Origin of the sequence: Halobacterium sp. CBA1132 (genome assembly GCF_001485535.1) — an archaeon.
In the GTDB taxonomy this organism is placed as follows: domain Archaea; phylum Halobacteriota; class Halobacteria; order Halobacteriales; family Halobacteriaceae; genus Halobacterium.
In genome coordinates this window covers 382,131-396,794 of sequence record NZ_BCMZ01000001.1, presented here as the reverse complement: position 1 = coordinate 396,794, position 14,664 = coordinate 382,131, and the positions used below count along the sequence as shown (strand labels likewise).

The following is a 14,664-nucleotide window of genomic DNA, read 5'->3' as shown; positions in this document are numbered from 1 at the left end:
AAACGTACCGATGCCCCCCGTCAGAACGCGAACCAGTCGGTGACGCGGCCGGAGTCGTGGAGGCGCCAGCGCTGGCGGACGGTTCCTTCTGCACCGGTTTCGACGGAGAGCGTCGCGTCGAACAGCGGCTCGACCGTCGCGAGGAGCGCGTCGTCGGCGCTCGCGGAGACGTGGAAGTGGCCCATACCATCGTCTTCGCGGACGGCGCTCGTGAGGAGGTGGAGGAATCGGAACAGCCGTTCCTCGGTGGTGTCCCCGGAGCGAACAGCGTCGAAGAACGGGTCGAGGCCGTCGACGCAGAGTCGGACCTCGCTTGGGGTGTCGGCGGCCGCGGCGACGCGGTCGAAGGCGTCGGTGACGGCCGTGGTGAGCGCCGCGAAGTCGGTGCGGTCCTCTACGCGTTCGTACCACTCACCAAGCGGCGCTCCGGCGCCCCCGGACTGGGGCGCGGCGGCCGCCGAACGCGCACCCGTGGCGGGCGTGGCGTCCACGACGCCGAGCGTCGAGGCGTCGGTGCGGCGCGGGCTGTGGCGGTCCAGCACTGTCGAGACATCCGCGGCGGTTTCGAGAAAGACGTGGCGGCGGTCGAGTTCGGGGGCGCCGAGGAGGCGCTCGCAGGCGGCGTCGCGGCCCTCCGCGTCGCTGACCACGAGGACGTTGCAGCCGTCCCGCTTCAAGGCCGCGAGTTCTGTCGAGAACGCTTCGGCGTCGGCGTGGCCCCCCATACCTTACCCTAACAAACGCGGGAACAGTATTTACATTTTGGGCCTTCGGCCGCGAATCTTACCGCGTTAGCCGCGTCAGCGCGCCAACTTCAGAGGTAGTCGCCGACGAGCGCGTCGACGCGGTCGCGGGTGTCCTCGGGGATGGCTTCGGTGGGCGTGTTCACGGTGCCTTCGAGGGCGTGCCCGCAGTCGCAGTCGCGCTCCTCGGGCAGCGTCTCGATGGCGTGCTCGACGGTGCGCTTGATGGCTTTCTCGTTGGCGGCGGCGTTCTCCAGCACTTCTTCGAGCGTGACCTCGCTGTCGGCCTTCCAGACGTCGTAGTCGGTGACGCCCGCGACGGTGGCGTAACACATCTCGGCTTCGCGCGCGAGCTTCGCCTCCGGGATTGCGGTCATGCCGACGAGGTCCCAGCCCTGGCTCTTGTAGAACTCCGACTCGGCTCGCGTCGAGTACTGCGGCCCCTCGATGCAGACGTACGTGCCGCCCTCCTGGGTTTCGGCGTCGGTCGCGTCCTCGGCGGATTCGTGGAGGTGTTCGACCATGTGCGGGCAGTACGGGTCCGCGAACGGCTGGTGGACGACGATACCGTCACCGAAGAACGTGGAGTCGCGGTGTTTCGTGCGGTCGAAAATCTGGTCCGGGACGACCAGCGTCTGCGGCGGCAGTTCCTCCTTGAGGCTGCCGACGGCGTTCGACGCGAGGATGCGCTCGACGCCGAGCTGCTTGAGCGCGTAGATGTTCGCCTTGTACGGGAGGTTCGTCGGCGAGCGCTGGTGGTCGGGGCCGTGTCGCGGCAGGAACGCGACCTCGGTGCCGGTGTCGCCGAACTCGCCGACAGTCACGGGCGCGCTCGGGTCGCCGTACGGCGTCGTCACGTCCTCCTCTCGCACGTCGTTCAGCGGGAGCGCTTCGTAGATGCCGGAACCGCCGATGAAGCCAATCATGTACAGCCGTCGAACCGGGAGCGACCTAAAAGACTCGTCTCACGTCGCGACGCACCTCGACAGGCGAACGACGACAGCCCGTCCGACTTAGTAACCTCGGCGGATTGAAAGGGCGAGGCACGCTCGCGCCTGCGTGGTCGTCTCGCCGACCACTATCCGTGAGCGCAGCGAGCGGATATGTCGGCGAGACGACCGCGAGCGTGCCGAGGGCTTTCCGTCGTTGCTGTCTACGAAACGGGTTACGAGCAGTCAGCAGAAACGGGCTAGGCGTCGACGCGGAGCTTCCACTCCTCGGGGCCGGCCTTCACGAGCACGTCCCGGCGCACCATCTCCGCTAAGACTTCGTCGAGGCGGTCGGGTTGGGCGATTTCCATCTCGATGCGTTCGACGTCGTGGTACGACGAGAGGAGGTTCTGGATGCCCTCCCGCGTGTAGGAGCCATCGTCGTCTTTCTCCATGACGCCGGAGATGAGGTCGATCATGTCCTCGATGAAGTTCCACGGGTAGACGACCCACGCCCACTCGTCGAGGTACTCGCCGACGTAGTCGGGGTCGTACTCGCTGGTGCCCAGCAGTTGGAGAGTAGCGGTGCGAATCTCGTTGGCCTCCCGGTCGGCGACGTATTCGTGGGCGCGCTCGATGGAGCCGCCGGTGTCGGCGATGTCGTCGATGATGAGGACGTCCTTGTCCTCGACGGAGCCCTCCGGCATCGGGTACCGGACCTCGGGCTCGTCGGCCTTCTCGGCGGTACCGACGTAGTGCTCCATCTTGAGACTGGTGAGGTCGTCGAGGCCGAGGAAGTCACAGAGACACCGGCCCGCGAACCAGCCGCCGCGAGCGAGCGCGACAACGACGTCGGGCTCGAACTCGGAGTGTTTCACGTCGTCGCTGACGTCGCGGCAGAGACCGTAGATGTACTCCCAGTTGGTGATAGTGCACTTGAACTCGTCCGGGAGGTCGCTCATTACATGGGAACTCGCACACCTCGCTACTTAACGGTTTACAGGTGCGCTCGGCCGACTGAACGTGTCAGCGAGTCAGTCAGCGAGAACGTGGGAAACGTTCAAGCCGGGAGTGGCCGAACCGGAGAGCGTGACCTCGCCCTCCGACGACACGACGACCGACCGCAGTCGCCGTCGCGTCCTCCAGTCCGCGGCCGCAGCCGCGCTCGCTGGACTCGCCGGCTGTGCGAGCGGCGGCGACGATGGAACGACGAGCGCGCCGACGCAGACGACTGCGGAATCGACCACAGCCGCGCCGACGACCGTCAGCGAGGCCGCCCAACGCGAGACGGCAAACGACCTCGTACAGGCGCTGGCCGCCGGCGAGTACGAGACGGCGTTCGGAATGCTCTCGGAGAACGTCCGGAGCCAGTACTCCGCCGCCCGGCTGGAGACGGACTGGACGCAGACGACGGCCAACTACGGTCGCTTCGAGGGCGTCTCCGGGACGACTCGGGAGCCGACGGGCGGCTACGACGTGCTCGTGGTGCAGGCGCAGTTCGAGGCGGGCGTGCTCGGCGTCCGCGTCGTCTTCGAGCGGGCGTCCATCGAGGGCCTACAGTTCGTGCCGTGGGTCGAGGATGCGTACTCGCCGCCCGCGTACGCCGACCAGTCGGCCTTCGAGGAGCGCGAACTGGCGCTCGACTCGCCCGCCTGCGACCTCGGCGCGACGCTGACGGTGCCGACGGGTGGCGCGGACACAGGTGTGGTGCTCGTCCACGGCTCCGGGCCGAACGACCGCGACGGGACCATCGGCCCGAACAAGCCCCTGAAGGACCTCGCGTGGGGGCTGGCGACCGAGGACGTCGCCGTTCTCCGGTACGACAAGCGCACGTACGCCTGCGACGTGGCGACCGGCGACCTCGGATTCGACGCGCTCGTCGCCGACGACGCGCTGACCGCGCTCGACCGCTTGCGCGCGGAGACCGACGTGAGCAGTGCCGCGGTCGTCGGGCACAGCCTCGGCGGCTACGCCGCACCCCGAATCGCCGAGCGGGATGGGGACACAGCCGCGTTCCTGCTCGCCGCGCCGTCGCGCCCGCTGTACGAACTCGTCCCCGACCAACTGCGCTACCTCGCGAACCTCGACGATACGGTGACCGAGGACGAGCGCTCGCGCATCGAGGACGCGGAAGCGACCGCCGAACGCCTCGCGAACGGGAACTACGAGAGCGGCGGCTTCGCGTGGAGCGCGGACTTCTGGCGCGCGGTGGCGGAGTACGACCCCGTCACGACGGCGACGGGACTGGACCGCGAGGTGTACGCGCTACAGGGCGGCCGTGACTACCAAGTGAGCGCGACCGAGGACTTCCCAGCGTGGCGGGACGCGCTCGGCGAGAGCAATACGGCGCTGTACGAGGACTTGAACCACCTGTTCGTCGCCGGCGAGGGCGACCCGAACCCGAACGAGTACTTCGAGCCCGGGAACGTCGCCGAACCGGTAGTCACGGACCTCGCCGGTTGGCTCTCGTAGGAAGGAAACACGCAACACGCGGGAGCGAGAAGCCGCGTCCATGACAGCGACGCGAGCGCTCCTCGTGGACGCGTTCACCGGCGAGCCGTGTGCGGGGAACGCGGCCGGCGTGGTGCCCGACGCCGACGACCTGACCGACGGCCAGATGCAAGCTATCGCCGCCGAACTGGGCGCCAGCGAGACGGCGTTCGTCCGCGAGAGCGACGACGCCGACCGCCGGATTCGGTACTTCACGCCGACGACCGAGGTCGACCTCTGCGGGCACGCGACCATCGCGAGCCACGCGCATCTGTTCGCGGCCGACATCATCGACGCGGGCGAGCACACCCTGGAGACGAACGTCGGCGTGCTCGACATCGAAGTCGAGGCCGACGGCACGGTGTGGATGACGCAGAACGCCCCCGAGATTCGGGAGGTCGACGTGAGTTACGAGCGCGTCGCGGCCGCGACGGGGTTAGACGAGGAGGCGCTCCGGGGCGCCAGCGACGACCTGCCGCTGGCCGTCGCCTCAACTGGGCTGCCGTTCCTCGTCACGCCAGTGACGTACCTCTCTGACTTGGGCGATGCGGACCCGGACTTCGACGCGGTCGAGGCGCTCGCCGACGAGGTTGACGCCGCCGGCGTGTACGCGTTCTCGTTCGACGCGCTCGACAGCGACTCGACGCTCCAAGGGCGGGCGTGGGTGCCGGGCGCCGGCGTCGACGAGGACCCCGTGACCGGGACAGCTAGCGGCGCCGCGGGCGCGTACCTCCAGCACTACGCGGCGTTCGGCGGCGACATCGCCGAGGAGATGGTGTTCGAGCAGGGGCACTTCGTCGACCGGCCGGGTCGCGTCCGCGTGCGAGTGCAGGACGGCCGCGCGCCACGGGTCGGCGGGACGGCCGTCGAGACGTTCGACGGAACGCTGCAGGTGCCGGCGGCCGACGAGGACGACATCCTCGAAGCCTAGTCGTTCTGCTCGGAGAAGTCGAAGGCGTCGTCTTCCTTGAGTTTGCGGAGTTCTCGGTTCACCGACTGCAGGTCGTTTTGCATGTCCGCGAGGCGGTCGTCGACCACGCTCACGATGTCGCTTTTCACGCGCTGGGTGTCGAACGTCTCCGAGAGCGCGTCCTCGTTGGCTGCGGTGAGCGTCTTGAACAGCGACCACGCCTTCCCGAAGCGGTAGACGAGCACGCCAGCGACGGCGAGCACGATACCGGGTGCGGCCGCCGACAGCGCTTCGCCGGTCGCTGAACTGTTCGTCGAGAGGATGTCCCACGCTTCGAGGCCGCCGAGCGCGACGCCGCCACCGACGAGGGCGAGACCGACGACCGCGAACGCGGACGTGAACAGGAAGTACTTGCCCGCGTGAACGGCTGCGCGTTTCGCGTCCATGCCCGAGTGGAGACGAGCCGCCGGCTAAAATCCTCCGCTGGCGGCCGCGGGCTGGGACCAGCTGCTTCCCGGAGCGGAACCACAACTCGAAACCGAGTACGCAATTCTTGCGCCTGAGACGTTCGCAACCTTCTTATGAGCAGTTCTGGTGTATCTACCTGTCAATGGCTGTTCGATGGCTGGAAGACATACGGGCCGACGACATCGACAGTGTCGGCGGCAAGGGCGCGTCGCTCGGCGAACTCACGGACGCCGGGCTTCCTGTCCCCCCGGGGTTCGTCGTGACCGCGGGAACGTACCGCTCGTTCATCGAGGACGCGAACGTCGACGAAGAACTGTTCGACGCAGTCGACGTCGACCCCGAGGACTCCAGTGCGCTCGCCGACGCCGAAGCGGCCGCGAAGGACATCATCCTGAACACCGAACTCCCCGAACACATCCGGGAGGACATCCTGTCGTCGTACGACGACTTAGACGACGGGAAGGCGTCGGTTGCCGTGCGGTCGTCGGCGACCGCCGAAGACCTCCCGGACGCGAGTTTCGCGGGCCAACAGGAAACATACCTCAACATCACGCGCGACGACCTCATCGACCGCGTGAAGCGCTGCTGGGCGTCGCTGTTCACCCAGCGCGCCATCTACTACCGCGAGGAGCAGGGCTTCGACCACCGCAAGGTCGACATCGCCGTCGTCGTCCAGAAGATGGTCGACGCGGAGAAGTCCGGCGTGATGTTCACGAGCCACCCCTCGACGGGCGCCCACGAAGCCATCATCGAGGCAGCGTGGGGGCTCGGAGAAGCCGTCGTCTCCGGCTCCGTCTCCCCGGACAACTACCACGTCGACCGCGACACGAACACCGTCGAGGAGGTCTCGGTCGCGGACAAGAAAGTGATGTGTGTCCGCGACGAGGAGACCGGCGAGACCGTCGAACGCGAAGTTCCGGCGGAGAAACGCGAGGAGCGCGTGCTCTCCGACGAGGAGATCCTGGACCTCGTCACCATCGGCGAGCGCGTCGAAGACCACTACGGCGAACCGCAGGACGTCGAGTGGGCGATGGTTGACGGCGACATCTACATGCTGCAGTCCCGCCCCATCACGACCATCGACGAGGACACCGAGATGACCGAGAACAGCAACACCGGCGACGAACTCGTGCAAGGCCTCGGCGCAAGCCCCGGCATCGCGTCGGGCCCCGCTCGCATCGTCACCAAGCTCGACCAGCTCGACAAGGTCGGCGAGGGCGACATCATCGTCACCGAGATGACGACCCCGGACATGGTGCCGGCGATGAAGCGCGGCGCCGGCATCATCACCGACGAGGGCGGCATGACCAGCCACGCCGCCATCGTCTCCCGCGAACTGGGCTGTCCGGCGGTCGTCGGGGCGTCGAACGCCACGGACGTGCTCCACGACGACCAGATTATCACGCTCGACGGCGACCGCGGCACCGTCACCGAGGGCCGCACCGAGGAGGAGTCCGAGCGCAACCCAATCGAGGAAGCGCGCCCGACGACGCCCGTGAAACCGATGACCGCGACCGAGGTGAAGGTCAACGTCTCGATTCCGGAGGCCGCCGAGCGCGCCGCCGCGACCGGCGCCGACGGCGTCGGCCTGCTCCGCACGGAGCACATGATTCTCTCCACGAACAAGACGCCCGAGCGCTACATCGAGGACCACGGCGAGGACGCCTACGTGGACGAACTCGTCTCCGGCGTGCGCGAGGTCGCTGAGGAGTTCTACCCGCGCCCCGTCCGCGTTCGCACCCTCGACGCGCCGACCGACGAGTTCCGGCAGCTGGAGGGCGGCAGCGACGAACCCCACGAGCACAACCCGATGCTGGGGTACCGCGGCATCCGCCGCAGCCTCGACCGCCCCCAAGTGTTCAAGCACGAACTGGAGGCGTTCAAGGAACTGTTCGAGATGGGCTACGACAACGTCGAAATCATGTTCCCGCTCGTGAACGACGCCGACGACGTGCGGCAGGCCCGCGAGCTCATGACCGAGGTCGGTCTCGACACCGAGAAGCGCACGTGGGGGGCGATGATCGAGACGCCCGCGGCCGCGCTCTCCATCGAGGAGCTCGCCGCCGAGGGCATCGACTTCGCGTCGTTCGGCACGAACGACCTCACGCAGTACACGCTCGCCGTCGACCGGAACAACGGCAACGTCGCCGACCGCTTCGACGAACTCCACCCCGCGGTTCTCGACCTCATCGAGACCGCCATCGAGTCGTGTCGCGAGCACGACGTCGCCACCAGCATCTGCGGGCAGGCCGGCTCCAAACCCGAGATGGTGAACTTCCTCGTGGAGACCGGCATCTCCTCGATTTCGGCGAACATCGACGCCGTCCGCGACGTCCAACACGAGGTCAAGCGCGTCGAACAGCGGCTCATCCTCGACTCCGTCCGGGACTGACCTACTCCCTCGCTGTTCTCCGTTCGCCGACACGACAGACGTTTTCACGACCGAGCGCCTAGCCCGTCGTATGCTCGCGTACCACGCCGCCTTCCTCCTGCTGGTCGCCGGGTCGACCGGCTTCTTCGTCGCGCTCGCCGCGCTGAACGTCCGCCACGCCGACCGGACGGTCCGCGAGCGCACCGAGTGGCTGGCCGACACCGTCGGCGTCGACGACCCCGAACGACTGCTGGACTACCACCGGCTGACGACCGCCGCCAGCCAACTGCAGAGCGTCGTCGTGCTCGGCGTCGTCCTGCTCGTGCTCTACAGCGGCTTGTTCGGTGACGCCGTCGCCGCCGTCCACGACGCTATCGGCAACGACCTGCTGGCCGGTGTCGCCGTGTTCGTCGGCGCCGCGCTCGCGATGCAGGCGCTCCGCGTGCCGTTCGACGCCGTCGAGACGTTCGGCGTCGAGGACACGTTCGACTTCAACGAGCAGTCGCCCACACTCTTCGTCCGCGACAAGCTCGTCAGCACCGCGTTCACCGACGCCCTCGTCGCCGCGCTCGGTGCGGCCGTGCTGTTCGTCGTGGACGCGTTCCCCGAGTGGTGGTGGCTCGCCGCCACCGGCGTCGTCGGCGTCTTCCTGCTCGCCACCCAGATTATCGTGCCGCGCGTGTTCATGCCGCTGTTCTACGACTTCGAGCCCGTCGAGGACTCCAGCCTCCGGGAGGCCGTCGACGACGTCTTCGAGCGCGCCGGGTTCACCTGCGACGACGTTTACGTGATGAACGCCAGTTCGCGCTCGGGGCACTCGAACGCGTTCTTCACGGGGTTCGGCGCGACCAAGCGCGTCGTCCTCTTCGACACGCTCGTCGACCAACTCGACGAGACGGAGCTCCAGAGCGTGCTCGCGCACGAACTCGCGCACTGGAAGAAAGGCCACATCTGGCAGGGGATGGCGGCCAGCGTCGTGCAGGCCGGCGTGGTGTTGTTCGTCGCGCAGTTCCTCGTGGAGTCGTCGTGGCTGTACGCGATGTTCGGCGCGCCGGAGGTGCCCGCCGCGGGCCTGCTGCTGGCGGCGCTGTGGGTCGAGCCAGTGAGCCAGTTCGCCACGCCGCTGTCGAACCGCCTGTGGCTCGCCAACGAGCGCGAGGCCGACGCGTTCGCCGTCGACGTGATGGGCGACGGCGACCCGCTGGCGGGCGCGCTCGCGTCGCTCACCAGCGAGAACCTCGGCAACCCCTTCCCGCACCCGCTCTACGAGACGTTCCACTACCAGCACCCGCCCGTCCCCGAGCGCATCCGCTATCTCACCGCGGACTGAACCGAGAGCGGAACCGCTAAATCGCTCGTCCGCTTGGCAGACGGTATGCCACGCGCGGAGCCGACGCACACCCCGCAGGACTTCGACCGCGTGCTCTCCTCGATGTGTACGGAGCCACACCCCGCCGCCCGCGAGGCCGCCACGGAGTTCCTCGCGGACAACCCCGGCGACCCCGCGACCTACCCCGCGGTCGCGGACCTCGAAACCGAAGCGGTCGACGCGCTCGGCGAGGTCGTCGGCCTCAACGACCCCCACGGGTACGTCGGCTCCGGCGGCACCGAGGCGAACGTCCAAGCCGTCCGCGCAGCCCGCAACCTCGCCGACGGCGACGTGAACGTCGTCGCGCCCGAGAGCGCGCACTTCAGTTTCCAGAAGGCCGCCGACGTCCTCGACGTGGAGTTGCGGCTCGCACCCACCGACGACGACCACCGCGCCGATGTCGACGCCGCCGTCGAACTCGCTGACGACGACACCGCGCTCGTCGTCGGCGTCGCCGGCACCACCGAGTACGGCCGCGTCGACCCGATTCCCGCGCTCGCGGACGTCGCCGAAGACGTCGACGCGCGCCTCCACGTCGACGCCGCGTGGGGCGGGTTCGTCCTCCCGTTCACGGACCACGACTGGAGCTTCGCGGACGCTCCCGTGGACACCATGACCATCGACCCGCACAAGATGGGGCAGGCGCCGATTCCCGCCGGTGGCTTCCTCGCGCGCGACGCCGAAACACTGGACGCGCTCGCCATCGACACCCCCTACTTGGAATCCGACACTCAGCCGACGCTCGGCGGCACACGCTCGGGCGCCGGTGTCGCCGGCACGCACGCCGCTCTCGACGCGCTCTGGCGCGACGGCTACCGCGACACCTACGAGCACGCACAGGCCAACGCCGACTACCTCGCCGACGAACTAGCCGCGCTCGGCTACGACGTCGTCGACCCCGTTCTCCCGCTGGTCGCCGCCGACCTCCCGGACGCCGAATTCGGCTCGCTCCGTGACGAAGGATGGCGAATCTCCCGCACGGGCACCGGGGAACTCCGCGTCGTCTGCATGCCCCACGTCACCCGCGAGATGCTTGACGACTTCCTCGCGGACCTCTCCGGTGTCGGTAACGTTTAACCACGCGACAATCCTCCACAAAGACAGTGCTCTCCCCAGCCCTGCTCGCGCTCTCCATCGACCTCACTTCAGTCGAGGGAGCGGTCCGTGCGGCGACTGGCTGGCCGGGACTGGCCGTCATCTTCGTCTACTCGTTCCTCATCGCGTTCGTCCTCCCTCTGCCGAGTGAGGTCGTGTTGTGCCCCGCGGGCTACGTCTGCGGCACGGCCGCCACGCTCGGCCTCGGCCTCCCCGGTCCGGCGTTGGTCGTCCTCGTCGTCGCCGTCAGCGGCGCCGGAAAGGCCCTCGGCAGCGTCATCGCGCTCTCCGTTGGCCACGGTGCCAGCCACTCCGGCGTCGTCGTGCGCACGCTCCGCCGACTCGGCTTCAACCCCGTCGAGTGGTCGAAGAACCGCATGGTCGAACTCGTCCAGACGTACGGCTACTACGGGATGGCTGTCGGACTCAGCGTGCCGTTCTTCCCCGACACCATCTCGCTGTACGCGTTCTCTGTCATCGAGAAGAACTACCGGCGCTTCGCCGCCGCCGCGTTCGCCGGCAGCGTCGGCCGCCTCGTGGTCACCATCGGACTCATCGAGGGCGTGTTGCTCATCGCGTGACCCCTCGGCAATAGTTAAGCCGTCCGACAGAGATGCCCCGAGTATGTCTCGCCCCCGCTCGGGCCGCCTCACCACGGGCGCGCTCATCGTCCTCGTCGGCGTCCTGCTGTTGCTCTCCACGACGGACGCCGCCCCCGTCGAGTCGCTGTGGGACTTCCTCCCATCCGTGTTCGTCCTGCTCGGCGTCTGGGCGCTCGTCCGCAGCGGCTTCCGCAACCTCACCGGCCCCGTCATGGTCGTCGCCGTCGCCGCGACCTACCAAGCGAAGGCGCTCGGGTACGTCACCGACCAGCAGATCGGTACGTGGTGGCCGCTGTTCGTCGTGCTGTTCGGCCTGCTCTACCTCGGCGACCGAGAGCGACGCCGCGGCCACACGAAGACGGAAACCAACGCGGGCGACCTCTCAGTCGTCAGCCTCTTCTCCGGCGCCCAGCGCCGCGTCACCGGCACCGGCTTCCGCGGCGGCGACGTCCTCGTCGCGTTCGGCGGCGCCGAGGTGGACCTCCGTAACGCCGACCCACCCGCCGACCCCGCGACCATCGAGTGCCTCGTCGCGTTCGGCGGCGCGGAAATACAGGTCCCGGACGACTGGAACGTCGACCTCGACGTGCTCGCGCTGTTCGGCGGCGCCGAAGACGAACGACCGCCCAGCGACGAGCGCCCGGACGGCACGCAACTCGCGGTCACCGGCGTCGCGCTGTTCGGTGGCGTGAGCGTCACCCGCTGAAACCACCGCTGGCGGACGCACCACCGAGCGCTGAGTTGGCGCTCCGACCGACAGCCACGGCCGCGGAACCGGAACGTCGCGACACAACCAGCGGGCTTTAGGCGCGCGCCAGAACAACAAGACAACATGACCTACGAGGACTTCCCGACGGACGACCCGACGGTGGTCAGCGCGGGGTTGCCGTACGCCAACGGCGATCTCCACATCGGCCACCTGCGAAGCTACGTCAACGCCGACGCGTTCACGCGCGGCCTCCGGAAACTCGGTCAGGACGCCATCTACGTCTCCGGCAGCGACATGCACGGCACCCCCATCGCCGTCAACGCCGCCGAGGAAGGCGTCAGCCCCGAGGAGTTCGCGCTGCGCCACCACGAGCAGTACGAGCAGACGTTCCCGAAGTTCAACGTCGACTTCGACCAGTACGGCCACACCCACGACGAGACCAACACCGAACTCACGAAGGAGTTCGTCCGCAAGTGGGAGGAAAACGACCACGTCTTCGAGAAGCAGATTAACGTCGCCTACGACCCCGAAGCCGACCAGTGGCTCCCGGACCGCTACGTCGAGGGCACGTGCCCGTACTGCGGCGAGCACGCCCGCGGCGACGAGTGCGACGAAGGCTGCCAGCGCCACCTCGAACCCGGTGAAATCGAGGACCCGGTGTCGACGCGCACCGGCAACCCCGCCGAGTACCGCGAGCGCGACCACAAGTTCCTCCGCCTCTCCGACGTTCAGGAACACCTCCAAGGATTCATCAACCGCCTCGAAGGCACGAGCAACGCCCAGAACCAGCCCCGCGAGTGGATCGAGGGCGAACTGGAGGACTTCTGCATCACGCGGGACATGGACTGGGGCATCGACTACCCGGGGGAGAGCGTTGCTCGGGACGAGCAACGGAACGAGAGCGGCGAAGCCGCGAACGACTCCGACGACCTCGTGCTGTACGTCTGGGTGGACGCCCCCATCGAGTACGTCTCCACGACCAAGCAGTACAGCGAGCGCGAGGGCGACCTCGACTGGGAGTCCGTCTGGAAGGACGGCGACGGCGAAATCGTCCACATCATCGGCCGCGACATCATCCAGCACCACACCGTCTACTGGCCCTCGATGCTGGAGGCCGCCGACTACACCGAACCGCGCGCGGTCTGCGCGACCGGATTCGTGAACATCGACGGGAAGGGCCTGTCGACGTCGAAGAACCGCGCCATCTGGGCAGAGGAATACCTCGACGAGGGGTTCCACCCGGACCTGCTGCGGTACTACATGGCGACCGCCAGCGGGTTCGAACAGGACGTGAACTTCTCGTGGGACCAGTTCGCCGAGCGCGTGAACAGCGAACTCGCGGATGTCGTCGGAAACTTCGTCTACCGTGCGCTGCTGTTCGCCACGCGGAACTTCGGCGGAACGCCCGACGCCGCCGTTTCCGACGACGTGGAGACCGAAATCGCGCAGGCGATGGACGACTACGAGGACGCGCTCAACGACTACAACCTCAAGTCCGCGGGCGAGCGCGCCGTCGCGCTCGCTCGCTACGGCAACGAGTACATCCAGCGCAACGAACCGTGGAAGCTCGACGACGACGAGGCCGCGCCGGTCATCCGGGACTGCGTGCAGCTCGTGAAGGCCGTCGCGGTGCTGCTCCAGCCGTTCACACCGGAGAAAGCCGACGAGATCTGGGCGCAGATTGGCGAGGACGGCTCCGCGTCGGACGCCACGGTCGGTGACTGCCTGCAGGCGCCGGGCGCGGAGTTCGGCGAGCCAGACGAGCTGTTCACGAAAGTCGAGGACGAGCGCGTCGAGGAACTCGACGAGAAGCTCCAGGGAAAAATCGAAGCCGCTAGTAGCGGCGAGGACGACGACGGGGACGTGAGCGACGAATCCGACGTCGAACTCGAACCGCTCGCCGACGAGCGCGTCAGTTTCGAGGACTTCCAGAGCCTCGACCTGCGCGTCGGCGAAATCCAGACGGCAGAGGGCATCGAGGGCGCCGACGACCTCGCTCGCCTCGAAGTCGACATCGGCCACGAGGTCCGCCAGATCGTCGCGGGCATCAAGCAGCTCCACGACCTCGACGAACTTCCGGGGAAGCGCGTGGTCATCGTCGCGAACCTCGAGAAGGCCGAGCTGTTCGGCGTGGAGTCCAACGGCATGGTGCTCGCCGCGGGTGAGGACGCCGACCTCCTCACGACCCACGAGGACAGCGAGCCGGGCACCAAGATAAAATAGGGCTTGCAGGCGGCGAACGGAGTCCGGTGCGCGCTGCCGCCGTTCCGCGTCCGAGCACACCGGGTGGCTGTCAGGTCACGCGCCGGGTTGGTCCCGGCTTCCTACTTGAACCTACGCAGAGAGTAGCGATTCTACTGACCGAGATACCGACGCGCTAGCATCCGCGAGCCGAGTGGTCTGAAAGACCCGAGGCGAGCGGTTCACCGCGCGAACGAAGTGAGCGCGGGCCGACGACCGACCAGAGAGGGACTGCTCCGCCGTCCCTCAGGCCTGCGGGCGACTCACGGGTCGCCCGCAGACAACGGGAGGGAGGAGTGCTTTTGCCGCAAGTTTTTGCCAGCGAGGCGGCCGGACGCCGCCGAGCGCAGCAAAAAGTGCGTTCTAGAGATCTTCGACGACTTCGCCGAGTTTCTCGACGTCCATGGCTTCCATCGTCTGCATGTCGATGCCGTATCGTTCGGCGGCGATGGACGCTTGCAGGGCGGCTTCGCGGTCGGGGGCGTCGAAGACGAGCAGAACGTCGCGTTCACCGAGGAGGACGTAGGCGTCTTGGAGGGTGCAGTCTTGGGATTCGAGGTCCGCGCGGACATCACCCCAGATGGCGGAGAGTTCTTGGGCGTTCTGGAACTGGCCGGTCTCGATGTTGGCGATAGCGGCGTACGTCGGCATGTGCGTGGGTTGTGGCGGGTGTCGAAAAGTCGCTGTGGCCATTTTGCGTAACTCGGGGGCGAGTTAATCACGTACGTTTTTGCGTG

Annotated in this window: 13 protein-coding genes; 8 read left to right on the top strand and 5 right to left on the bottom strand. The window is 67.7% G+C overall.

Annotated elements, in window-relative coordinates; genetic code table 11:
* Window positions 1-20 precede the first annotated feature (20 nt).
* The 3 genes from AVZ66_RS02005 to AVZ66_RS01995 form a co-directional block, all read right to left on the bottom strand.
* The gene (locus AVZ66_RS02005; protein WP_058981312.1) at window positions 21-725 is read right to left on the bottom strand and encodes a hypothetical protein; all 705 of its coding nucleotides are present in this window, start codon (window positions 723-725) and stop codon (window positions 21-23) included.
* An 89-nt stretch (window positions 726-814) separates the two neighbouring features.
* Window positions 815-1,669: an S-methyl-5'-thioadenosine phosphorylase gene (mtnP, locus tag AVZ66_RS02000; RefSeq protein ID WP_058981309.1), complete on the bottom strand. Its 855-nt coding sequence runs from the start codon at window positions 1,667-1,669 to the stop codon at window positions 815-817.
* A 263-nt stretch (window positions 1,670-1,932) separates the two neighbouring features.
* Complete coding sequence (locus tag AVZ66_RS01995) at window positions 1,933-2,634, bottom strand: phosphoribosyltransferase (RefSeq protein ID WP_058981308.1); 702 nt, start codon at window positions 2,632-2,634, stop codon at window positions 1,933-1,935.
* A 127-nt stretch (window positions 2,635-2,761) separates the two neighbouring features.
* Here AVZ66_RS01995 and AVZ66_RS01990 point away from each other — a divergent pair, with 127 nt between their 5' ends.
* Both AVZ66_RS01990 and AVZ66_RS01985 read left to right on the top strand, forming a co-directional pair.
* The gene (locus tag AVZ66_RS01990) at window positions 2,762-4,144 is read left to right on the top strand and encodes an alpha/beta fold hydrolase (RefSeq protein WP_157575575.1); all 1,383 of its coding nucleotides are present in this window, start codon (window positions 2,762-2,764) and stop codon (window positions 4,142-4,144) included.
* A 40-nt stretch (window positions 4,145-4,184) separates the two neighbouring features.
* Window positions 4,185-5,093 (top strand): PhzF family phenazine biosynthesis protein, encoded by a 909-nt coding sequence (locus tag AVZ66_RS01985; RefSeq protein WP_058981304.1) that lies wholly within the window; start codon window positions 4,185-4,187, stop codon window positions 5,091-5,093.
* On the opposite strand, the gene AVZ66_RS01980 is transcribed toward AVZ66_RS01985, so the two are convergent.
* Window positions 5,090-5,518 (bottom strand): hypothetical protein, encoded by a 429-nt coding sequence (locus AVZ66_RS01980; protein ID WP_058981302.1) that lies wholly within the window; start codon window positions 5,516-5,518, stop codon window positions 5,090-5,092. The two genes, AVZ66_RS01985 and AVZ66_RS01980, sit on opposite strands and share 4 nt — an antisense overlap.
* Before the next feature lie 164 nt (window positions 5,519-5,682).
* Here AVZ66_RS01980 and ppsA point away from each other — a divergent pair, with 164 nt between their 5' ends.
* The 6 genes from ppsA to metG all read left to right on the top strand — a co-directional run bounded on the left by ppsA (window position 5,683) and on the right by metG (window position 13,909).
* The gene (gene ppsA / locus AVZ66_RS01975) at window positions 5,683-7,932 is read left to right on the top strand and encodes a pyruvate, water dikinase (protein ID WP_058981299.1); all 2,250 of its coding nucleotides are present in this window, start codon (window positions 5,683-5,685) and stop codon (window positions 7,930-7,932) included.
* Between the two features lie 70 nt (window positions 7,933-8,002).
* A complete protein-coding gene (locus AVZ66_RS01970; RefSeq protein ID WP_058981298.1) occupies window positions 8,003-9,241 on the top strand; it encodes a M48 family metallopeptidase in 1,239 nt (412 codons plus the stop codon).
* Window positions 9,242-9,286: 45 nt separating this feature from the next.
* On the top strand, window positions 9,287-10,357 hold the full coding sequence (mfnA, locus tag AVZ66_RS01965; protein ID WP_058981296.1) for a tyrosine decarboxylase MfnA: 1,071 nt from the start codon (window positions 9,287-9,289) through the stop codon (window positions 10,355-10,357).
* A gap of 26 nt (window positions 10,358-10,383) precedes the next feature.
* On the top strand, window positions 10,384-10,956 hold the full coding sequence (locus AVZ66_RS01960) for a VTT domain-containing protein (protein WP_058981294.1): 573 nt from the start codon (window positions 10,384-10,386) through the stop codon (window positions 10,954-10,956).
* A gap of 43 nt (window positions 10,957-10,999) precedes the next feature.
* A complete protein-coding gene (locus AVZ66_RS01955) occupies window positions 11,000-11,683 on the top strand; it encodes a LiaF domain-containing protein (protein ID WP_058981292.1) in 684 nt (227 codons plus the stop codon).
* Window positions 11,684-11,809: 126 nt separating this feature from the next.
* Window positions 11,810-13,909: a methionine--tRNA ligase gene (gene metG / locus AVZ66_RS01950; RefSeq protein ID WP_058981290.1), complete on the top strand. Its 2,100-nt coding sequence runs from the start codon at window positions 11,810-11,812 to the stop codon at window positions 13,907-13,909.
* Between the two features lie 381 nt (window positions 13,910-14,290).
* On the opposite strand, the gene AVZ66_RS01945 is transcribed toward metG, so the two are convergent.
* A complete protein-coding gene (locus AVZ66_RS01945) occupies window positions 14,291-14,578 on the bottom strand; it encodes a GYD domain-containing protein (RefSeq protein ID WP_058981288.1) in 288 nt (95 codons plus the stop codon).
* Window positions 14,579-14,664 lie beyond the last annotated feature (86 nt).